The organism is Stenotrophomonas sp. G106K1 (assembly GCF_037969685.1).
GTDB lineage: Bacteria > Pseudomonadota > Gammaproteobacteria > Xanthomonadales > Xanthomonadaceae > Stenotrophomonas > Stenotrophomonas lactitubi.
Map to the genome: position 1 here is coordinate 91,738 of NZ_JBBPFR010000002.1, position 20,077 is coordinate 111,814.

The following is a 20,077-nucleotide window of genomic DNA, read 5'->3' on the forward strand; positions in this document are numbered from 1 at the left end:
CCCGGTATGGGTGGCACCCGCACCGTAACCGCTGCAACTGTCGTCTCCACGTCATCGCTGCTTCACATCCCGCCCCGAGACTGCGCGCCTTGTCCAGGTCCCACCTGGTCCTGTCGTGCCTTCCCGGAGTTCTGCCGTGCATCGTTCGAAGCTGTCGCGTTCCATCCTCCTCGCCCTTGGTCTGGTCAGCGCAGGAGGCGCGATCGCAGCAGATGCCGGAATGGCAGACACCAGCAGCAGTGGTAGCCGCACCGCACCCACCCAGCTTGACGCGATGCTGGTCACCGGTACCCGTGCCTCCAACCGCACCCAGTTTGAAACCCTGGCGCCGGTGGACGTGTTCACCAAGCAGGACATCCAGTCGGTCGACTCCACCGACCTGAAGGACGTGCTGGCGCAGCTGGTGCCGTCGTTCGTGGTGCAGCGCCTGCCGATGGCCGATGGCCAGGTGTTCGTGCGCCCGGCCACGCTGCGTGGCCTGTCGCCGGACCAGACGCTGGTGCTGGTCAATGGCCGCCGCTTCCATCGCAGTGCCCTGCTTGGCAACCGCGGCGCACAGGCCGCCGACCTGGCGCAGATTCCGACCAGTGCCATCAAGCGCATCGAAGTGCTGCGCGATGGTGCGTCGGCGCAGTACGGCTCGGATGCCATTGCCGGCGTCATCAACATCATCCTGGAAGACAGCCCCGGCACCGAGATCACCGCCGGCTATTCGCAGTACGCGCAGGGCGATGGCGGCTCGCGCGACTTCAGTGCGCGCACCGGCTGGGCGTTGGGCGACTACGGCAGCCTGGCCCTGTTCGCCGAATCGTCGAATTCCGATGCTACCTCGCGTACCCGCCAGCGTCCCGACGCCATCGCCTTCCAGGCCGCGCACCCCGAGCTGGAGGTGCCCAACCCGGTGCAGCGATGGGGCCAGCCGGAGCTGGAAAGCCGCCGCGTGGGCTTCAACCTGAAGGCCAATGCCAGCGACACCCTGGAGCTGTATGCCTTCGGCCTGTACAGCCACAGCGATGGCGTCAGCGATTTCAACTGGCGCAACCCGGATACCACCACCGGCGCCTATCGCACCACCAACATCTTCCCCGGCTGGAACCTGCGTTCGATCTACCCGGTGGGCTTCAGCCCGCAGTACGGCAACACGCAGAACGACCTGCAGCTGGTCACTGGCCTGCGCGGTGAGATCACCCCCAAGCTGCGCTGGGACCTGAGCGCCTCATATGGCCGCAATGCCATCGACTACAGCCTGGACAACTCGATCAACGCCTCGCTTGGCCCGGACAGCCCGACCTCCTTCGACCTCGGCCGCCTGACCCAGACCGAGAAGAACGCCAATGCGGACTTCAACTACGAATGGGATGTGGCTGCGCTGTCCAAGCCGATCAACGTCGCCTTCGGTGCCGAGTTCCGCCAGGAGACCTACCAGGTACGCGCCGGCGACCCCGCCTCGTATGCGGTGGGCCGTGGTGCGGCGGCGGGGCTGGAAGCCAACTCCAACGGCGCGCCCGGCTTCTCGGCCAGCCAGGCCGGGCAGTGGAGCCAGCGCAGCAAGGCCGCTTACGTGGACATGGAAGTGCCGCTGGGGGAGCGTTGGAGCATCGGCGCAGCGGGTCGCTATGAAGACTTCTCCAGCTTCGGCAGCACGGTGGATGGCAAGCTGTCGGCACGTTTTGCGATCACCCCGGACGTGGCCCTGCGCGGCACCCTGTCCACCGGCTTCCGCGCGCCGACGCCGGCCCAGCTCAACACCACCAGCACCACCCAGGGCCTGGACACGCGTACGCTGCAGATCTTCACCAGCGGCCGCCTGTCGCCGACCGATCCGTTGGCGCAGCTGCTGGGCGCCAAGCCGCTGACTCCGGAGGAATCGCGCACCGCCTCGCTTGGCCTGACCTGGCGCACCGACATGGGGCTGTCGGGGTCGGTCGACGTCTACCGGATCACGCTCAGCGACCGCTTCAGCCAGTCGGCCAGCTTCGCCATTCCGGCCGGCACGCCCAACCCGCTGGGCTATACCTCGGTGAACTACTTCACCAACGATTTCGACACCACCACCACCGGCGTGGACGTGGTCGGCAACTACCTGCGCGATCTCGGCGCCGGGCGCATGACGCTGACCCTGGCCTGGAACTACAACCAGACCCGCGTCGACAACGGCAGCACCTCGGTGGCGACCAACGAGACCCAGCGCGTGCTGTTCGAAGACCGCCTGCCCGAGCACAAGGGCAGCTTCACCGGCAGCTGGGATGTCGGCGCGTGGTCGTTGATGGCGCGCGTTCGCTACTACGGCAAGTGGACCGACTCCACCGGCAATGCAACGGGCGATATCTACCAGCAGTTCGGTGCGATGACCTTCTTCGACCTGGCGGTGGGCTATCGCATCAACGAACACCACAGCCTGCGCGTGGGTGCAGACAACGTGTTCGACCGCTACCCGGATGAAGCCACGTTCCAGGCCAGCCGTGGCCTGATCTATTCGCGCAACGCCCCGTATGACACCGACGGCGCCAACGTGTACGCGCAGTACCGGCTGACCTTCTGATGGACAGCCGCCGTCGTTCCCTGCTGCGTGCGAGTGCGCTGTTGCCGGCCAGTGCGGCGCTGGCCGCGCTGGCTGCCCCGGCAGCCGCGCGCTACGCTGTGCCGATGGACATTCCCGCATCTTCCACGACGCCGGATGTGCTGGCCCGTGACGAGTCGTACTGGTCCGCCGTCGCCAGCCACTTCGACATCACCGATGAAGTGAACCACTTGGAGAATGGCTACTGGGGCGCGATGGGCCGGGTGACCCTGGCCAGCTATCAGCGGCACACCACCGAAGTGAATCGCGGCAACGCCTGGTACGGGCGCCATGCGTTTCCCACGCAGTACATGGCGGTGCATCGGCAGGTGGCCGACATGCTGGGCGTGGGCGCCGATGAGATCGCGCTGACCCGCGGCGCCACCGAAGCGATGCTGGCGCTGATCGGCGGCTACAACCGCCTGCAGCCCGGCGACCAGGTGCTGTACGCCGATATCGACTACGACAGCATGATCAACGCCATGCGTTGGCTGCAGCAGCGTCGTGGCGTGCAGGTCGAGCGCATTGCGTTGCCAGCGGTGCCAACCCATCGGCAGATCCTGCAGGCCTACGATGAGGCGTTCGCGCGCCTGCCGCACCTGAAGCTGGTGTTGCTGACCCAGGTCAGCCACCGCCATGGGCTGGTGCTGCCGGTGGCGGAGATCGCCGAGCGTGCGCGTGCGCGTGGCATCGATGTGATCGTAGATGCCGCGCACGGCTTCGGCCAGATCGACTACGCGGTGCCGGCGCTGAAGGCCGATTTCGTTGGCATCAACCTGCACAAGTGGATCGGCGCGCCGGTGGGCGTGGGCGCGATGTACGTACGCAGAGGGCGCGTGGCCGACCTGGATCCGTACATGGGCGAGACCGACGATGGTCGCGTCGGCAGCCGCGTGCATACGGGCACGGTCAACTTCGCTGCCTATCTGGCGCTGCCCGAGGCCATCGCGTTGCACCAGCGCATCGGCGCGGCGAACAAGCAGGCTCGGCTGCGTTACCTGCGCGAGCGGTGGACGGTGCCGGCGCGGCAGATGGCGCATATCGAGGTGCTGTCGTCGCCGGATCCGGCGTTGGCCAGTGCATTGGCCAGCTTCCGCCTGCGTGGCCATGCCTCGGTGGAAGACAACCAGGCGCTGCAGAAACGGCTGCTGGATGAACATCGGATATTCACTACCCATCGCGATGGCCTGGATTCCGGCGCCTGCGTGCGGGTGACGCCATCGGTGTTCACCCGCCCCGCGCAGATGGATGCGCTGGTGGCGGCGCTGGCCGCACTGGCCTGAACGCCCGCCGCTTTGGTAGATGCCAACCTTGGTTGGCACCGACGTTGCCCGGGTGGGTGCCGACCTTGGTCGGCACCGCATCCACGCATGGCGTGAACGGGCATTGCCAACCAAGGTTGGCATCCACCGAAACAGGCCCAGTAGAGCCACGCCATGCGTGGATGCTCTCCGCCTACCGGTCAATGGCCGGCAACGCATCGGACAACAACAACCGATCGATCCGCCGAAGCGCGTTCTCCAGTTGCCGCCGGTCCGCAGCCAATCCCAACGACAGGCGCACCCCACTCGCGAACGCTGCGCCCGGCGGACAGAATGCCGATGAAGGTGCGATCGCCAAGCCCTGCAGTTGTGCCGTACGCACCAGCGTGGCGTCGGTCCATGGCGCAGGCACCCGGCACCACGCATGCAGCCCATCGGCGCGCTCCAGCAGTGAGGGCGCCAGCAGATACCGCGCCATCCGCGTACGCTCGCGCGCTTCCTCGCGCACCTGCACCAGCAGCGCTTGCGCCGAACCATCCAGCAGCAGCTGGCTGGCCAGCGCGGATACCAGCGGATGGCCCATCAGCCGCGTGGCACGCAGTGCGGCAGCCATCGCCTCGGCGTGGGCGGCGCTTGGGCATTGCACGAACGCGGTACGCAGACCGGGGCTGATCACCTTCGACAGCGTGGCTACATGGAACACGTGCCGGGGTGCCAGCGTCGCCAGCGCAATGGGCGCGGTGACGGCCAGATGCCAGTACGGATCGTCCTCGATCGCCAGCAGGCCTTCGCGCTCCAGCACCCGCGCCAACGCTTCGCGCCGCGAGGTGGGCACGGTCAGCGCCGTCGGGTTCTGGCAGGTGGGGTTGAGGTAGACCAGGCGCGCGCCACATTCCCGCGCCCGGCGGGCCAGCGCCTCCGGGCACATGCCCTGTTCGTCGCCCTCCACCGTGACCAGTCGCCGTCCCAGTGCAGCGGCCGCCTGCAGCAGGCCCGGGTACACCAAGCGGTCGCAGAGGATTGCATCGCGCTCGCGTCCCTGGCTGACCAGGATCGCCGCCAGCGCCACCTGCGCGCCTTCGGTCAGCAGCAGGCGTGCATCGTCCACCGTGCCCAGCATCGGCTGCAGCCAGCGTGCCGCCGCGTGGCGATCAGTCGGATTGCCACCGCCGAGGTGATAGGTCATCAGGTTCGGCGCATTGCTGCGCGCGAGCACCGCCGCTGCGCCACGACGCAGCATGTCCGCCAGTGCATCGGCGTCAGGTACCGGCGGCACGTTCATGCTGAGATCAACGGCCTGATCGAAACCGGCCTTGGGCGGTGCGATGAAGCTGCCCTGTGGCCCACGTGCTTCGATCAGTCCACGCTTGCGTGCTTCATCGAACGCACGGGTCACCGTGGTCAGATCCACACCCAGCTGCTGTGCCAGTGCGCGCTGCGAAGGCAGCCGTTGCCCGGGCGCAAGGCCGCCGCGATTGATGGTGCGTTCCAGCGTGTTGACGATGCGCAGGTAGATCGGGCCGCTGTGCACGTGCACGTCCTGCACCCAGCCCAGTCCTGCGGCACCAGGCCCTGCGACATCGGGTCGCGGCATGTACGGAGGATGTCGGGGCGTATCGTTGCTTCCAACGGCGGGAGCCTGTCCATAACCATCGGTCGGTTCGGACAGGCGACCGCCGTTGTTGTTTGTGGCGGCTGCGCCGGCCAGCGTCGGTGCTGTCATCGCGCGCCCTCAGCGCTTGGCCTGCCAGGGGCAGTAGCAGCCCACGGCAAGCAGTCCTTTCGGGCGCACGGTTTCCCCGCGCACCAGTTTGTCCAGCAACGGTTCGACAAAGCTGTTGGCCGAATTGCAGACCATGCCGATGCTGTACGGGCCGGCATAGGCCAGGTGGCCATGGCGGTCCCAGATCGCCACTGCCGGGCTGGCCGGAATGTTCTCGATGCCGTCGATGGTCGGCAGGGTGATGACCTTGTTGCGCAGCGGCTCGGGCAGCTCGCCTGCGGTGCCGGGGCGACGGATCGCATAGAAGTCGATGCCGGCGCGGCGGTACATGCTGATCAGGTAGCTGAGGTGCGCACCGGTTTCGCGGTTGCACGCGCCGCAGGCCGGGTCCCAGAAATGCACCACGCGGATGCGGCCGCTGTCGCCGGCCAGTTCCGCCGGCAACCGCAGCTGCGAGTCGTCGAAGACGATGGCCTGTTCGGCGAACGTGGACTGCTCGCCATAGCCGAAGTACTGCCACAGGGCCGCCGCCACGCCGGCCATGAACAGGCAGGCGAGGGCGATCATCACCGGCAGCATCGAACGGCGTGGACGCGGCGCGGCTGCGCCCATCAGGAGCCGTCCTCGCCGAACTTGTGCACGTACTGCTTGCGCATCTCGCGGCAGGAATCGGCCTGGGCACGGCGCTGGATCTCGCTGCGCGCCGCGTCCTCGCTGCGTTGCAGGCACTGTTCGATGGCGTGGCGCTCGGCGGCCTGCACATCCACGGTCTGCGGTTGCAGGCAGACCCAGGCAAGGGCGGCCAGCATCAGCACGACGAAGCCGCCGCAGCCGGCCATCACCAGGTGGAACTTCAGTTTGTCGGCAGCCATCGGCGGCACGTCCCTCGGTCCATACATTACATACAAGATATCATCTTGTATGGTTATGGCTCACGGGGGGCTCAGACAATCGCCGAATGCCGCGCGTCAGGCGCCTCGGACAGGATCTCGTTCAGCTTGGCCAGCGCCCCGGCCAAGGCCTCCTGGTCAACGGCCCCGCCCAGCGACAGGCGGATGGCGTTGCCCGGTGGCGGTTCCTCCACGCTGAAGGCGTCGGAGCTGGCGATGCCCAGGCCCTGTTCCTGCGCGGCCTGGATCAAGCGGTATTGGTCCAGCCGCGGCGGCAACGGCAGCCACACATGCAGGCCTGCAGGGTGGGCCTGGCGGCGGGCCGGCAGGTAGCGGGCAGCGATGGCCTGGCGCTCGCGCAGTTCCTGCTGGAAGCGCTGCACCATCGCCTGCGCCTGACCGGTGCGGATCCAGTGCGAGGCCACGGCCACCATCGACTGGGTGGGCATCAGCGCGATCGCGCGCAGGGCGTCCAGCACCGGCTCCATCGGCTGGCCGGTCGGCACCACCAGGTAGGCCGTGCGCAGGCCCGGAGCCAGGCACTTGGACAGGGTGGAGATGTAATAGACCGGGCAGCCACCGTCGGCCAGCGCGGCGAGTGGTGGGGCGGCATCGCCGGCCAGCAGCCAGTAGGGATCGTCCTCGACCACGGTCAGTTCGTGCCGCCGCGCCACCGCCAGCAGGGCCTGCCTGCGCTGCGCCGACATCGTCGCCGTGGTCGGGTTCTGAATGGTCGGTACCAGATACAGCAGGCGTGGCCGACGCAGTTGGCAGGCCTCTTCCAGGGCATCGGGCAGCATGCCCTCGGCGTCCATCGCCACCGGCACCACGCCCCGCTGCAGCACACGCGCGGCGGCCAGCAGGCCCGGGTAGGTCAGCTGTTCGGCGGCGATCAGTTCGCCCGGCTGGGTACGGGCCAGGATCAGCGCGCACAGCGCGGTCTGCGCGCCGGGGCAGATCACCACCCGCTCGGCGGCGACCGAGCCGAGGATCGGCGCCAGCCATTGCACGGCCGCCGCGCGGTCGTCGCGGCTGCCGGCGCCGACGTGGTAGCTCATCAGCTCGCCCTGGCCCAGCTGCTGGCCCAGGTGCTGGAAACCGGCCTCCATGCCCTGCGCGAACGGCGCGCTGCCCAGCAGCGGCGGGATGTTCATGCTCAGATCGACCGAGGTGCTGCGGTTGCCGGCGGACATCGCGATGAAGGTGCCGCCGGCCCCCTGTGCATCCAGCAGCCCGGCCTGGCGCAGTTCGGCGAAGGCGCGGGTGACCGTGGTCAGGTCCACACCCACCTGCTGGGCCAGATCGCGCTGCGGTGGCAGGCGGTCGCCCGGGCGCAGCACGCCATCGTCCACCGCCTCGCGCACCTGCTGGGCGATCTGCAGGTACAGCGGTCCGGCGCCCTCACGGAAGGGGCGAACCCAGGTCCGGTTGGGGTGTTTCAGGCGGCGGCCGGCAGCAGGAGGCGTCATCGGTCGGATTTTTCCATACGTGCAGATGCACAAGTCCATACAATGCTGTATCTTGTATGGGCTTGATTGGAGTGGTTCACCTGTTTGTAGGCGACCTCGTACCCACAGTGTAGCCGCTCCACGCCCGGGCGCTGCGCGCAGGCGAGCCAGTCAAGCGCGCATCTTCAACAGGGTTGACCTCCAATGAATATCTGCTGGAACCACATCCGCCTGGCGCTGGTCGCTCTGGCCTGCATTGCCCTGACGGGCTGCGATTGGGTGCTGCTGGATTCGAAGGGCATGGTCGGGATCGCACAGCGCGACCTGATCCTGATCTGCATCGGCCTGATGCTGATCGTCGTCGTGCCGGCCATCGTGCTGACCTTCGTGTTCGCCTGGCGCTTCCGCGCCGGTAATACCAAGGCGAAGTACACGCCGGACTGGTCGCACTCCACCAAGGTGGAAGTGGTGGTCTGGGGCGTGCCGTTGATCATCATCGCGGTGCTGGCGGTGATCGTGTGGAAGTCGACCCACGAACTCGACCCGTACAAGCCGCTGGACGTGGCCGGCGAACCGCTGCACGTGGACGTGATCGCCACCGACTGGAAGTGGGTGTTCGTCTACCCGGACCTCGGCATCGCCACGGTCAACCAGCTCAACTTCCCGGCCAACCGCGCGCTGGCGTTCAACATCACCTCCAACTCGACGATGAACACCTTCTTCATCCCGCAGCTGGGTGGGCAGATCTACGCGATGGCCGGCATGCGCACGCAGCTGCACCTGATCGCCAACGAGCCCGGCCAGTTCCGTGGCATGTCCGGCAACTACAGCGGCCATGGTTTCTCGAACATGAAGTTCATGGCCACCGCCAGCAGCAACGAAGACTTCGATCGCTGGGTGGCCGAAGTTCGCAGTGCGCCGGAGGCGCTCAGCTTCGAACAGTTCAAAACGCTGGCCGCACCGTCGAAGAATGCGCCGGTGCAGCACTTCTCCAGCGTTGAACCGCTGCTGTTCAAGAAAGTCATCGACCAGTTCATCGGCGTCGGTGAGAACACCGCTGCTGCGGCCCCGGCCGGTACGGCCGCCGGTGCCCAGGTTTCCCAGGAGTAACGAACATGTTGGGTAAATTGACGTGGGAGGCCGTGCCGCTGCACGAGCCGATCGTGGTGGTCACGCTGGCGGCCATGGTGCTGGGCGGCCTCGCGCTGCTCGGCGCGGTGACGTATTTCAAGCTGTGGGGCGTGCTCTGGCGCGACTGGTTCACCACCGTGGACCACAAGAAGATCGGCATCATGTACGTGGTCGTCGCGCTGGTCATGCTGGTGCGTGGCTTCGCCGATGCGCTGATGATGCGCGCACAGCTGGCGGCGGCCGGGCCGGGCAGTGATGGCTTCCTGCCACCGGAACACTACGACCAGATCTTCACCGCGCACGGCGTGATCATGATCTTCTTCGTGGCCACCCCGTTCGTGGTCGGCCTGATGAACATCATCGTGCCGCTGCAGATCGGCGCGCGCGACATGGCGTTCCCGTTCCTCAATGCCTTCAGCTTCTGGATCTTCGTGGTCGGCGCTGCGCTGATGATGATCTCGCTGGGTGTCGGCGAATTCGCCATGACCGGCTGGGTCGCCTATCCGCCGCTGTCGGGCATCGAGTTCAGTCCAGGGGTAGGTGTCGATTACTACATCTGGGCGTTGCAGGCGTCCGGCATCGGTACGTTGCTGACCGGCGTCAACCTGTTCATCACCATCCTGCGCATGCGTGCGCCGGGCATGACGTTGATGAAGATGCCGGTGTTCACCTGGACCGTGCTGGTCACCAGCGTGATCATCATCGCCGCCTTCCCGATCCTGACCGTGGCCCTGGGTGCGCTCACCCTGGACCGCTACCTGGACTTCAACTTCTACACCAACACATTGGGTGGCAACCCGATGATGTACGTGAACCTGGTGTGGGCCTGGGGCCACCCGGAGGTGTACATCCTGGTGCTGCCGGCGTTCGGCATCTTCTCTGAAGTGACCGCCACGTTCTCGCGCAAGAAGCTGTTCGGCTACAAGTCGATGGTCGGCGCCACCCTGGCGATCGGCATCCTGTCCTTCATCGTGTGGCTGCACCACTTCTTCACCATGGGTTCCGGTGCCAGCGTCAATGCCTTCTTCGGCATCATGACGATGATCATCGCCATCCCCACCGGCGTGAAGATCTTCACCTGGCTGTTCACCATGTACGGCGGCCACGTGGAGTTCAGCGTGCCGATGCTGTGGACCATCGCCTTCCTGGTGACCTTCACCATCGGTGGCATGACCGGCGTGCTGCTGGCCATCCCGGGCGCGGACTTCCTGCTGCACAACAGCCTGTTCCTGGTGGCCCACTTCCACAACACCATCATCGGCGGCGCGCTGTTCGGCTACCTGGCCGGTTTCGTCTACTGGTTCCCGAAGGTGTTCGGCTTCACCCTCAACGAGCGCCTGGGCAAGTGGTCCTTCGCCTGCTGGGTGATCGGCTTCTACCTGGCCTTCATGCCGCTGTACATGCTGGGCTTCATGGGCATGACCCGACGCATGAACCAGTACGACAACCCGGCGTGGACGCCGTACCTGATCGCCGCGTTCATCGGTGCGCTGTTCGTGTTCGCGGGCATCATCCTGATGCTGGTGCAGATCTACGTCAGCGTGCGCGACCGCAAGCGCAACCTCGACCTCACCGGCGACCCGTGGAATGCACGTACGCTGGAATGGGCCACGCCGTCGCCGCCGCCGTTCTACAACTTTGCCGTGGTGCCCAAGGCCGATGAGCTGGATGCCTTCCACGAAGCGAAGAAGCGCGGCCTGCCACCGCCGCCGAAGAAGTACGCGCCGATCCACATGCCGAAGAACACCGGCGTGCCGTTGATCCTCAATGTCTGGATCCTGGTGCTGTGCTTCGCCCTGGTCTGGCACATCTGGTGGATGGCCGGTGCCAGCCTCATCGCGATGATCGTCACCCTGATCGCGCGCTCCTACGACGAGGACGTGGATTACTACGTCAGCTCCGAAGAGGTGGCGCGTACCGAAGCGGCCAACCATGCCAAGCTGCAGGAGGTGCGCGCATGAACCTGTTGACCCGTCCGCAGCTGGACAGCGACGCGCTGGTCCACGACGACCACCATGAGCACGACCACGCCCACGAACAGGGCGGCATGAAAGTGTTCGGCATGTGGGTCTACCTCATGTCCGACCTGGTGCTGTTCGGCTCGCTGTTCGCCTCGTACGCGGTGCTCAGCACCGCCTACGCCGGCGGCCCCACCGGCAAGGAACTGTTCTCGCTGCCGTTCGTGATGGCCGAGACCTTCATCCTGCTGGTGTCCAGCATCACCTACGGCCAGGCTGTGCTGGCCATGCACCGCCTGGACAAGGCGGCGGTGCTGCGCTGGCTGGGCGTGACCTTCGTGCTCGGTGCCTCGTTCATCGGCATGGAGCTATACGAGTTCTCGCACCTGATCCACGAAGGCGCCGGCCCCAGCACCAGTGCCTACCTGTCGGCGTTCTTCGCCCTGGTTGCCACCCACGGCCTGCACGTGGCCAGCGGCCTGATCTGGATGGCGGTGGTGATGCACCAGGTGTACCGCCGTGGCCTGACCCCGACCAACATCACCCGCGTGTCCTGCCTGAGCCTGTTCTGGCACTTCCTGGACCTGGTGTGGATCTGCGTCTTCACCTTCGTCTACCTGATCGGAGCCTTCTGACATGGCCCACGTCGAAACCTCGCGCGCCGGCAATGCGCACGGTTCCACCAAGTCCTACCTCATCGGCTTCGTGCTGTGTGCGTTGCTGACAGTGGTGCCGTTCGCGCTGGTGATGAACCCGGTGCTGTCGCGGCCGGTCACGCTGTTCCTGCTGGTCGGCTTCGCGGTCGCGCAGATCCTGGTGCAGCTGGTGTATTTCCTGCACATGGACCGCAAGTCCGAAGGTGGCTGGAACCTCGCCAGTTTCGTGTTCACCCTGGTGATCCTGTTCATCGTGGTCGCGTTGTCGATCTGGATCATCTGGAGCATGCACTACCACATGATGATCAACTGACCGTGGCCGGGGCGATCGGCAAGGAGTGCGCGATCGCCCTGGCACCTCAGCCCTCTCTCCCCCAGGGCAGGCCTGACCGAGACCGCGCCCACCTCGTGTTGGTGGTACCCGTGATGCGTGTTGCTTCCGTTGTTCGTTCCCTCCGCCTGCCGCTGCTTGCCGCAGGCCTCGCACTCGGCCTGCTGGCCGGCTGCAGCGCGCAGTCGCGCATGGATTTCTATTCCAAGGACATCGCCTGCGAGGAACTGGGCCAGCACTGGATCATGCCCGACAGCGCCGGCACCCTGCGTGGCCCGAAGGACCTGCAGGGGCAGGTGACCTACCTGTTCTTCGGCTTCACCAGCTGTCCGGACGTGTGCCCGACCACCATGGTCGAACTGAGCCAGGTCAAGCACCTGATGGGCAAGGATGCCGACCAGCTGCAGGTGGTGTTCGTCAGCGTGGACCCGGCGCGCGATACCCCCGACGTCGCACACACCTACGTGCACGCGTTCGACCCGAAGGCGATGGCACTGGTCGGTGATGAAGCACAGCTCTCGGCGATGGCCAGCGATTTCAAGGCGTTCTACGAGAAAGAGCCCGGGCAGCTGCCGGATACCTACACGATGAGCCACATCGCCGGCGGCTACGTGTTCGACCGCCAGGGTCGCCTGCGCCTGTTCGCCCCCTATGGCATGCCAGTGGAACAGCTGTTCTCGGATGTGCAGCGGCTGTTGCTGGAACCGGAACATCCGGCGGCAGGAAGCGAGGCAATGGCGGCATGCAAACTGCCGTACAGCGCGAGCGTCGCCACACGCTGAACGACGCATCTCCCTGGTAGGTGCCGATCTTGGTCGACACGCGATGAATGAATCTGGTGGGTGCCGACCGTTGGTCGGCACGCCCGCTCGCCAATCCCCCGGCCGGCCAGGAGAGCCTACCGACCGGGGGTACCACGCAACGCCCTAGATCACTTCTTCTCTTCCCACTGCACCACGTCCGGCTCGGCCGCGCGCACGCCCGCGGTCGACAGCAGCCGGGTGCTCGCATCCAGCGCCGCGTTCACCGACGGGTACTCCACGATGGCCAGGCCAGCGGCCTTGGACACCTTCACCACGGTGCCGCCAGTGGCCTTCGCCGCGCGCTGTGCAGACGCCGCATCGGTAAAGAACACCTTTACCCGCGAGGTCGCCACCACCGGCGCACCGTCGTTGGAGACCGCCGCCGCGAACTTGCCGGCACCGGCATCAGCGCCGCCTGCTGCTGCACCATCCAGTGAACGCTTGCTGCGCGCGCTGGTCGTGGTCGCTGCCGCCTGCGGGGTGATCGTGAACTGACCGCCTGCGGCCTGCTTCACGGTGGTCGAAGGAGACAGCTGGAAACGCGCGCCGCCCACATCGAACGAACGGCCGGTGGCGGAGGCTTTCAGTTCCTGCGCATCCACGGTGGACAGGCTCCGGGCCGGTGGGGTCTGCCCCGAGCTCTGTGCCCAGGCAGGGGAGGTCATCGCCGCGAAGGCGAGGGTGCTCAACAGAATGGTCGTCTTCATCATCAGTGCCCCAGAACGCGGATCTTGAAGAATTCGAGGTTGCCGCGCGATGCAGCGTTCGCGGCCTGCCCCATGTCGGTTACTTCCAGCGTCCAGGTGCCGGTGGCGTTTTCATCCAGGAAGGCGTTGCTGGACAGCAGATCCCAGTTGGTGAAGTTGCGCTGCACGCCATTGGTACCCGAGCCGATGGCGGTGAACGCCGGCTGCACCACGCTGCGCGTGCCACTGGGCGAAACCAGCACGAACTGCAGCTGGCGGGTGTTGCTGTGGTTGACCCGGAAGCCCAGCTGCACCGACTCGATGTTGCGTGCGCCATTGGCCACCTGGAAGGTCAACCGTGCGGCAGCGTTGGTGGTGTTGCCGATGGCAACGGTGCGCGTCGTGGTGCGCCAGCCGGTGTCCAGCAGCGGGCCCAACGACTGGAAGGTCTCGGCGACCTGCACCGCACGCGCCGCGTTGACCACACCGAAGCCGTACCAGTTGCTGTACGCGCGGTTGGCAGCGTTCACCGTCCAGCCCGGCACCAGCGTGCGACCGTCGGCCAGCGTCACTGCCGGCTGGTTCGGGTGGTTGCGGGTAGCGGTGGTGGCCAGGATGTACTTCACATCGCGGTAGGACAGGTTCGGATTCGCTTCCAGCACCAGCGCCGCCACGCCCGATACCATCGGCGCCGACGCCGACGTACCGTTCATCTTCGCGGTGTAGTTGCAGGTGCTGTCGATCGCCGACAGGTTGCTGTCCAGCGTGTTCTGGCGGTTGGTGTTCTTGTTGCTGCCCTGCGTGCAGCCGGTCACGTCGGTGGTGACGATGGCCGGATCGTATGCACGTGCCACCAGGTTCGGTGCGTACTGCGCCTGCAGGCCGTACTCGCCGCCAAAGGCCGACACCCACAGTGCCGAACCGGTGGACGAGTACGACGAGCGAACGCCGTCGGCGCGCACCGCACCCACGGTGATCACGTTGAACAGATTGTTGCGTGGATCGCGGCCAGCCGGCACACAGCCGGTGTTGCGGTTCTTGGTATCGGTGGTGCAGACGTCCTGGGTCTGGCTGATCGAGGCATTGTTGAAGTTGTTGCCGGCCGACTTCACGTAGATGCCGCCGCGGCCACCGCGCGTGCCCGACAATGCCTGCTCGTAAGAACTCACCGTGTTCTGGCTGTAGGCCACGGGCAGGTTGGGGTTGCCCGGGCCGGCGCCCCAGCTGTTGTTGAACACCTGCACATCGGCCGACTCGGCGCCATCCCACCAAGCGTATTCGATGTTGCTCTGCTGGTTGCCCTGCGCATTGGAGGCCAGCACGTTGAAGCCCTTCAGTGTCGCCGCCGGGGCCACACCACGCACGCCCAGGTTGTTGGCGCCCACGGCACCGGCGATGCCGCCCACCATCGTGCCGTGGTTGTCGGCATCGGGATTGGACGGCGTGGGGTTGTTGGAGCCGTTGGCGAAGTTCTTGCCGGCCACCGCCGCCACGTTCGCGGCCAGATCCGGGTGGGCGATCTGCAGGCCGTCATCGACGATGCCGATCACCACGCCCTGGCCACGGATGCCATTGCGGAACAGCCCATCGACGTTGAGATCGTTGCCGGCCACCGGCAGCGTATCGGCCGGTACCGTCTGCCCGGTGTTGAGCAGATGCCACTGGATACCCGCCAGCGGGTCGGCCTGTTGCGCCTGGGCGGTAAGGGCCAGGCTGCCCAATATCAGGGCAGTGGCCAGGGCCAGGCGCGCAGAGCGCGGTGGCGCGGAGCGTTGCGTGTGTCGCTTCATACACGAATCCTTCTGTTGTGAATCGGCATGGCAGGACGGCGGGGCGGATCTGCCCCATCGCAACGAGCCAAACGCGGCACAACGAACAACCCCCTACCTCGTCACGCAGCCAATGTGCTGATGTGCCAAATGCGTCACAAACACTTATGCCGCCTGGTAATGACGACTGCGCCGCTCTGGCCTGTGCTTCGGTAGATGCCAACCTTGGTTGGCACAACCCGCCATGCCACCATGCCTGCCCCCCCGGAGGACACTGGATGAAACGCCCCAATGCCCGCGCCCGTGCCGATCTGGCCCCACTCACCGTGGCCACCATCCGCAAGGTGGTGCTGTCGATGTATCACCGTCGCCACGATTACGGGACCGACGCGGACATCGCCGAGCTGCTGCCGGAGCTCAGCGCATTCAACATCATCACGGTGAAGCAGCTGCGCCTGCTGATGAAACGGCACCGCCGTGCGCTGCTGTGGGAGGAAAGGACAAAGATGCCCCGGGCGCAGACGCTGGACCTGCTGGCCGAGGGTGGCTGGCGTGGCATCGATGTACACGCCAACACCAGCTGGTACGCGATTGGCGGCCTGGTCCGCATCAGCATGGAACACGAATTCGGCTTCGAGACCATGCTGCCGTTCCATGAGATACGCGACGCCGCCATGGAGCCAGATGCGGAGGAGCAGACGTGAGGACCCTGGCGTGGCAGTTGGCGCTGGCAGCCGTGCTTTACGTGGGGGGATGCTCGGCTACTTCCGTCCTGACCGGTCGCGGCATCGCTTCCCTGCAGCCGGGGGACCGCCGAGAGGTGGTCATCAATGCGCTGGGTGCACCCGATGTCACCGAGCCGCGTGGACAACGGTTTTCACGCTATGCCAGCACGCCATGCAGCGGCACCTGCGTGGAACGGCTGTGGTACGAAAATCCATTCCTGCCCCATATCGAGGCGTGGTCGGTGGAGCTGGATGGTGCTGGCCACGTCGTGCGGACTTCGCATTGGGTATCGCCATAGTGTCGAGGCGATCCGATGCCCAGGTCATCGCACCCCCTCCCGCCCCCCTGTGCTACTACAGCCCGTGCAGCCCTTCCCCGTACGGAGCACGACCATGGTCAACCCCGTCGCCCAGGCCCACCGCGGCCTCGGCACTACACTCTTCAGCCTGTTGAATCCGATACCGTTCGGCTTCTTCGTGGCCGGCCTCATCTTCGACATCCTCTACCTCAACACCGCTGAAGTGATGTGGGGCAAATCGGCCGCGTGGCTGATCACCTTCGGCCTGCTGATCGCCATCCTGCCGCGCCTGATCAACCTGTTCGCGGTCTGGCGCCGCAACGGCACCGCCACCGGCGCCGACCGCCTCGATTTCCTGCTCAACCTGATCGCCATCGTGCTGGCCGTCTGGAACGCCTTCGTGCACAGCCGCGACGCTTATGCGGCGGCGGTACCGGGCACCATCCTCTCCGCGCTGACGGTGGCACTGATCGCGCTCGGTTTCATCGTGCTTTCGCTGCAGCAGCCGGTGCTGCAAGGAGCTCGTCATGGCTAAGCGCATCCTGCCCGTCCTGGGCGTGCTCTCGTTGTCCTTGGCGTTGGCCGCCTGTGCCGGCAAGGCTGAATACCACCCGGCCGATCAGTCCGGTGCGCAGCCACCGCTGCCCGCGCCGCAGAACTACCTGATGCCGCCGATGCAGGTGCCCAAGGGCGTGGGCTGGGCCGAGGGCCAGGCACCGTCGGTGGCCGACGGCCTGAAGATCGAGCGCATCGCCGCCAACCTGCAGCATCCGCGCCGGCTGCTGTCGCTGCCCAACGGCGATGTGCTGGTGGTGGAAGGCAACGGCCCCGGCGAAGAGCCGGTCACCACGCCCAAGCAGTGGATCGCCGGCAAGGTGAAGGCGCGCTCGGGCAAGGCCGGCAAGGGCGGCAACCGGGTCACCCTGCTGCGGCGCACGCCGGGTACCAACGCCTGGACCCAGCACGTCTATATCGAGAACCTGCACTCGCCATTCGGTATCCAGCTGATCGGCGACACGCTGTACGTGGCCAACACCGGCAACATCATGAAGTACCACTACGTGCCCGGCGAAACCCGCATGTCCGACAAGGGCAGCGAGTTCACCGACCTGCCCAGCACCATCAACCACCACTGGACCAAGGAACTGCTGGCCAGCCGCGATGGCAGCAAGCTCTACGTCGGAGTGGGCTCCAACAGCAACATCACCGAGAACGGCCTGGCCGTCGAGTACCGCCGTGCGGTGGTACTGGAAGTGGACGTGGCCACCAGCGGCAGCCGCATCTACGCCTCGGGCCTGCGCAACCCCACCGGCCTGGACTGGGAGCCGAGCACCGGCAAGCTGTGGGCGGTGGTGAACGAGCGCGATGAGATCGGTGCCGATCTGGTGCCGGATTACCTCACCTCGGTGCAGGAGCATGGCTTCTATGGCTGGCCCTACAGCTACTACGGCCAGCATGTGGACGAGCGCGTGCAGCCGCAGCGGCCGGACCTGGTGGCCAAGGCAATCCGCCCGGACTTCGCCATCGGCTCGCACGTGGCACCGCTGGGCCTGCTGTTCTACACCGGCCAGGCATTGCCGGCGAAGTACCACGGTGGCGCCTTCATCGGCGAGCACGGCAGCTGGGACCGCTCGCCGTTGAGCGGCTACGAAGTGGTGTACGTGCCGTTCAAGGACGGCAAGCCGGCCGGCCGCCCGGAAGCCGTGGTGAGCGGGTTCGCGTCCAAGGACGAGAAGACGCTGATGGGCGCGCCGGTCGGCATGGCCATCGATGCCGAGGGCGCGCTGCTGGTCGCCGACGATGTGGGCGACGTGGTGTGGCGGGTGTCGGCGAAGTAGCCGACCACCCTCGCATCACAGGCTTTCTGTAGAGCCGAGCCCATGCTCGGCTGATGTGCGCAGCGCGGGGTTTCTACGCCCAGATGGAAGAGCAGCCGAGCATGGGCTCGGCTCTACAGCGCTGATGGCCCGGTGCGCAACCCACTGAACACCGATTCGGCCGCAAACCCCACACCACCCAGCAGCACACCGAAGTACACCACCGACGCCACCACGAAGCCGTAGCCGGCTGCCACCGCCGCGCCATCGCGCTGGATGAAACCGATGGCGAAGGACATCAGCGCCAGCGCTGGCAGCGTGTTGCTGAAGGGGATCGGCCCGGCCGGCAGCATCAGCAGGATCGTGGCGAACACCAGCGCCAGGTTGTTCAACCGCATCATCTTCTTCGAGCGCACCATTGCTGCCAGCCGCATCGGCCGCGACAACCGCTCCATGCGATGCACCCATTTCAGGGCACGGCCCAGGTTGGCTTTCAGCTTGTCGGTGGCGATCTGCTTGTCGGCCAAGCGCTGCGGCACCCACAGCGGACGGTTGCGCACGCGGCTCAGGCCGATCAGCAGGATGGACGCACCGAACACCGTGCTCAGCCCGGGAATCGATACCGGAATCAGGAAGATCGCTGACAGCAGGATCACCACCAGCATCAGGCCTTCGTCGCCGAGCGCATGCAGCAGGGTGCCGACGCGGATATGGTCGCCGGGCAGGCCGTCGATCAGGTCTTCAATCTGCTGGGCCAGCGGGGCGGTGTCGTTGGCGTCGGGCGCTTGGTAGGTCATGCGTCGAAAGAATGTCCAGGGAAGGGCGGTCGATAGGGCCGTCCTGCGGTGGGGGACGCACAGGCCCGATGAGTATCTCCGGCCCGCGCTGCGCGGAGGTGAACGATCCATGAGGCCGGCAGCGCCAGGCGGCCTGGCCTAAAATGGGCATCCCCCGCACTGGTTGAAGATGATGGACATGGGTCGCAGGCAATCGACCATCGAACTGGTCGCCATCGATATGGATGGCACCCTGCTGGACCCCGCCCACAAGCTCACTCCGCGGGTAAAACAGGCCATCGCCGAGGCGCGCGCGCTGGGCGTGCACATCGTGCTGACCAGCGGCCGCCCGGTTCCAGGGCTTGCACCGTTCCTGCAGGAACTTGGCATCGAGGGCGACGACGACTACTGCATCGCCTGCAACGGTGGCCTCGTGCAGCGTATCGGCCCGCGCGAAACGGTGGTCGAGTATCCGCTCAGCTTCGACGATTTCGTGTACTGCGAACAGGTCGCCCGCGAGATCGGCGTGCATTTCCAGGCTCTTGATGCGCAGCGCATGTACACGCCCAACCAGGACATCAGCATCTACACCGTGGCCGACTCGCATCTTTCGCGCATGCCACTGTCGTACCGCCGCGTGGCCGACATGGACCCGGGCATGTCCTTCATCAAGCTGATGATGATCGACGAACCAGAGGTGCTGGATGCTGCCATCGCACGCCTGCCGGCTGCGCTGACCGAGCGCTTTGCGGTGCTGAAGAGCGCGCCGTTCTTCCTTGAAGTGTTCGACCGCCGCGCCGGCAAGGGGCCGAGCCTGCAGAAGCTGGCCGAGCACCTGGGCATTGATCGCGCCAACGTGATGGCCATCGGCGACCAGGAAAACGATCTGACCATGTTGCAGTACGCCGGCACCAGCGTGGCGATGGGCAATGCCATCGAGGCGGTGAAGGCCACCGCACGTTTCGAGACCGCGACCAACGCCGATGAAGGCGTGGCCAAGGCGATCGAGCGTTTCGTCCTGCAGTAACCGCGCGACCATCTTCGCCGGTAGGTGCCAACCTTGGTTGGCACACGCAGACGGCAAGCGCCGACCAAGGTCGGCCTCTACCACGCCCGGGCTATACCCACGTATAACCCGGCCATCCCCATCGTCATCGCCGCTGTACCAACGCGCGATGGCGCAAGCGGCAGGTGGATGCAAGAATTTCGCACGTCGAAATCACTCCCACGCACGCCACCGTTG

18 protein-coding genes are annotated in these 20,077 nt (G+C 66.1%); 11 read left to right on the forward strand and 7 right to left on the reverse strand.

Features of this window, described 5'->3' with window-relative positions; genetic code table 11:
* Positions 1-136 precede the first annotated feature (136 nt).
* The gene (locus WKB25_RS02710) at positions 137-2,542 is read left to right on the forward strand and encodes a TonB-dependent receptor (protein WP_340568632.1); all 2,406 of its coding nucleotides are present in this window, start codon (positions 137-139) and stop codon (positions 2,540-2,542) included.
* Entirely contained in the window at positions 2,542-3,843 is a 1,302-nt protein-coding gene (locus WKB25_RS02715) for an aminotransferase class V-fold PLP-dependent enzyme (protein WP_340568633.1), read from the forward strand. Before WKB25_RS02710 ends, WKB25_RS02715 begins: the two co-directional genes overlap by 1 nt.
* Positions 3,844-4,015: 172 nt before the next feature.
* Here WKB25_RS02715 and WKB25_RS02720 read toward each other — a convergent pair whose 3' ends face one another.
* The 4 genes from WKB25_RS02720 to WKB25_RS02735 all read right to left on the reverse strand — a co-directional run bounded on the left by WKB25_RS02720 (position 4,016) and on the right by WKB25_RS02735 (position 7,904).
* A complete protein-coding gene (locus WKB25_RS02720) occupies positions 4,016-5,545 on the reverse strand; it encodes a PLP-dependent aminotransferase family protein (protein WP_340568635.1) in 1,530 nt (509 codons plus the stop codon).
* 9 nt (positions 5,546-5,554) lie between these two features.
* On the reverse strand, positions 5,555-6,157 hold the full coding sequence (locus WKB25_RS02725) for a DUF6436 domain-containing protein (RefSeq protein WP_340568638.1): 603 nt from the start codon (positions 6,155-6,157) through the stop codon (positions 5,555-5,557).
* Positions 6,157-6,417: a hypothetical protein gene (locus tag WKB25_RS02730; protein WP_099819766.1), complete on the reverse strand. Its 261-nt coding sequence runs from the start codon at positions 6,415-6,417 to the stop codon at positions 6,157-6,159. Before WKB25_RS02730 ends, WKB25_RS02725 begins: the two co-directional genes overlap by 1 nt.
* Before the next feature lie 71 nt (positions 6,418-6,488).
* Complete coding sequence (locus WKB25_RS02735) at positions 6,489-7,904, reverse strand: PLP-dependent aminotransferase family protein (protein WP_340568640.1); 1,416 nt, start codon at positions 7,902-7,904, stop codon at positions 6,489-6,491.
* Positions 7,905-8,087: 183 nt separating this feature from the next.
* Here WKB25_RS02735 and cyoA point away from each other — a divergent pair, with 183 nt between their 5' ends.
* From cyoA to WKB25_RS02760, 5 genes are all read left to right on the forward strand, one after another.
* Positions 8,088-8,993, forward strand: coding sequence for a ubiquinol oxidase subunit II (cyoA, locus tag WKB25_RS02740; RefSeq protein WP_340568641.1), 906 nt, complete (start codon positions 8,088-8,090; stop codon positions 8,991-8,993).
* A gap of 5 nt (positions 8,994-8,998) precedes the next feature.
* A complete protein-coding gene (gene cyoB / locus WKB25_RS02745) occupies positions 8,999-10,975 on the forward strand; it encodes a cytochrome o ubiquinol oxidase subunit I (RefSeq protein WP_340568643.1) in 1,977 nt (658 codons plus the stop codon).
* On the forward strand, positions 10,972-11,607 hold the full coding sequence (cyoC, locus tag WKB25_RS02750) for a cytochrome o ubiquinol oxidase subunit III (protein WP_080149637.1): 636 nt from the start codon (positions 10,972-10,974) through the stop codon (positions 11,605-11,607). Before cyoB ends, cyoC begins: the two co-directional genes overlap by 4 nt.
* A gap of 1 nt (position 11,608) precedes the next feature.
* A complete protein-coding gene (gene cyoD / locus WKB25_RS02755; protein WP_025877422.1) occupies positions 11,609-11,941 on the forward strand; it encodes a cytochrome o ubiquinol oxidase subunit IV in 333 nt (110 codons plus the stop codon).
* Between the two features lie 113 nt (positions 11,942-12,054).
* Positions 12,055-12,741: an SCO family protein gene (locus WKB25_RS02760; protein ID WP_340568648.1), complete on the forward strand. Its 687-nt coding sequence runs from the start codon at positions 12,055-12,057 to the stop codon at positions 12,739-12,741.
* A gap of 149 nt (positions 12,742-12,890) precedes the next feature.
* Here WKB25_RS02760 and WKB25_RS02765 read toward each other — a convergent pair whose 3' ends face one another.
* Together WKB25_RS02765 and WKB25_RS02770 are read right to left on the reverse strand one after the other, a co-directional pair.
* Positions 12,891-13,472 carry a DNA breaking-rejoining protein gene (locus WKB25_RS02765; RefSeq protein ID WP_340568650.1) on the reverse strand — a complete coding sequence of 194 codons (582 nt, stop codon included), beginning with the start codon at positions 13,470-13,472 and terminating at the stop codon, positions 12,891-12,893.
* A complete protein-coding gene (locus WKB25_RS02770) occupies positions 13,472-15,238 on the reverse strand; it encodes a S8 family serine peptidase (protein WP_340568651.1) in 1,767 nt (588 codons plus the stop codon). Before WKB25_RS02770 ends, WKB25_RS02765 begins: the two co-directional genes overlap by 1 nt.
* Positions 15,239-15,495: 257 nt before the next feature.
* Here WKB25_RS02770 and WKB25_RS02775 point away from each other — a divergent pair, with 257 nt between their 5' ends.
* The 3 genes from WKB25_RS02775 to WKB25_RS02785 all read left to right on the forward strand — a co-directional run bounded on the left by WKB25_RS02775 (position 15,496) and on the right by WKB25_RS02785 (position 18,079).
* Positions 15,496-15,921 carry a hypothetical protein gene (locus tag WKB25_RS02775; RefSeq protein WP_340568652.1) on the forward strand — a complete coding sequence of 142 codons (426 nt, stop codon included), beginning with the start codon at positions 15,496-15,498 and terminating at the stop codon, positions 15,919-15,921.
* Positions 15,922-16,335: 414 nt separating this feature from the next.
* Positions 16,336-16,776 (forward strand): DUF2231 domain-containing protein, encoded by a 441-nt coding sequence (locus tag WKB25_RS02780; protein WP_340568653.1) that lies wholly within the window; start codon positions 16,336-16,338, stop codon positions 16,774-16,776.
* Positions 16,769-18,079: a sorbosone dehydrogenase family protein gene (locus WKB25_RS02785; RefSeq protein ID WP_340568654.1), complete on the forward strand. Its 1,311-nt coding sequence runs from the start codon at positions 16,769-16,771 to the stop codon at positions 18,077-18,079. Before WKB25_RS02780 ends, WKB25_RS02785 begins: the two co-directional genes overlap by 8 nt.
* A 113-nt stretch (positions 18,080-18,192) precedes the next feature.
* On the opposite strand, the gene WKB25_RS02790 is transcribed toward WKB25_RS02785, so the two are convergent.
* On the reverse strand, positions 18,193-18,855 hold the full coding sequence (locus WKB25_RS02790; RefSeq protein ID WP_340568655.1) for an exopolysaccharide biosynthesis protein: 663 nt from the start codon (positions 18,853-18,855) through the stop codon (positions 18,193-18,195).
* A gap of 172 nt (positions 18,856-19,027) precedes the next feature.
* Here WKB25_RS02790 and yidA point away from each other — a divergent pair, with 172 nt between their 5' ends.
* Complete coding sequence (gene yidA / locus WKB25_RS02795; RefSeq protein WP_340568656.1) at positions 19,028-19,861, forward strand: sugar-phosphatase; 834 nt, start codon at positions 19,028-19,030, stop codon at positions 19,859-19,861.
* Positions 19,862-20,077 lie beyond the last annotated feature (216 nt).

Excerpts from the sequence above, each read along its gene's own strand:
- cyoA (WP_340568641.1), top strand. The coding sequence starts at position 8,088 with ATGAATATCTGCTGGAACCACATCCGCCTGGCGCTGGTCGCTCTGGCC.
- WKB25_RS02735 (WP_340568640.1), bottom strand. The coding sequence starts at position 7,904 with ATGACGCCTCCTGCTGCCGGCCGCCGCCTGAAACACCCCAACCGGACC.
- WKB25_RS02715 (WP_340568633.1), top strand. The coding sequence starts at position 2,542 with ATGGACAGCCGCCGTCGTTCCCTGCTGCGTGCGAGTGCGCTGTTGCCG.
- cyoC (WP_080149637.1), top strand. The coding sequence starts at position 10,972 with ATGAACCTGTTGACCCGTCCGCAGCTGGACAGCGACGCGCTGGTCCAC.
- WKB25_RS02780 (WP_340568653.1), top strand. The coding sequence starts at position 16,336 with ATGGTCAACCCCGTCGCCCAGGCCCACCGCGGCCTCGGCACTACACTC.
- WKB25_RS02765 (WP_340568650.1), bottom strand. The coding sequence starts at position 13,472 with ATGATGAAGACGACCATTCTGTTGAGCACCCTCGCCTTCGCGGCGATG.
- WKB25_RS02790 (WP_340568655.1), bottom strand. The coding sequence starts at position 18,855 with ATGACCTACCAAGCGCCCGACGCCAACGACACCGCCCCGCTGGCCCAG.
- WKB25_RS02785 (WP_340568654.1), top strand. The coding sequence starts at position 16,769 with ATGGCTAAGCGCATCCTGCCCGTCCTGGGCGTGCTCTCGTTGTCCTTG.
- cyoB (WP_340568643.1), top strand. The coding sequence starts at position 8,999 with ATGTTGGGTAAATTGACGTGGGAGGCCGTGCCGCTGCACGAGCCGATC.
- WKB25_RS02730 (WP_099819766.1), bottom strand. The coding sequence starts at position 6,417 with ATGGCTGCCGACAAACTGAAGTTCCACCTGGTGATGGCCGGCTGCGGC.
- WKB25_RS02775 (WP_340568652.1), top strand. The coding sequence starts at position 15,496 with ATGAAACGCCCCAATGCCCGCGCCCGTGCCGATCTGGCCCCACTCACC.
- WKB25_RS02725 (WP_340568638.1), bottom strand. The coding sequence starts at position 6,157 with ATGGGCGCAGCCGCGCCGCGTCCACGCCGTTCGATGCTGCCGGTGATG.
- WKB25_RS02770 (WP_340568651.1), bottom strand. The coding sequence starts at position 15,238 with ATGAAGCGACACACGCAACGCTCCGCGCCACCGCGCTCTGCGCGCCTG.
- WKB25_RS02760 (WP_340568648.1), top strand. The coding sequence starts at position 12,055 with ATGCGTGTTGCTTCCGTTGTTCGTTCCCTCCGCCTGCCGCTGCTTGCC.
- yidA (WP_340568656.1), top strand. The coding sequence starts at position 19,028 with ATGGACATGGGTCGCAGGCAATCGACCATCGAACTGGTCGCCATCGAT.
- cyoD (WP_025877422.1), top strand. The coding sequence starts at position 11,609 with ATGGCCCACGTCGAAACCTCGCGCGCCGGCAATGCGCACGGTTCCACC.
- WKB25_RS02720 (WP_340568635.1), bottom strand. The coding sequence starts at position 5,545 with ATGACAGCACCGACGCTGGCCGGCGCAGCCGCCACAAACAACAACGGC.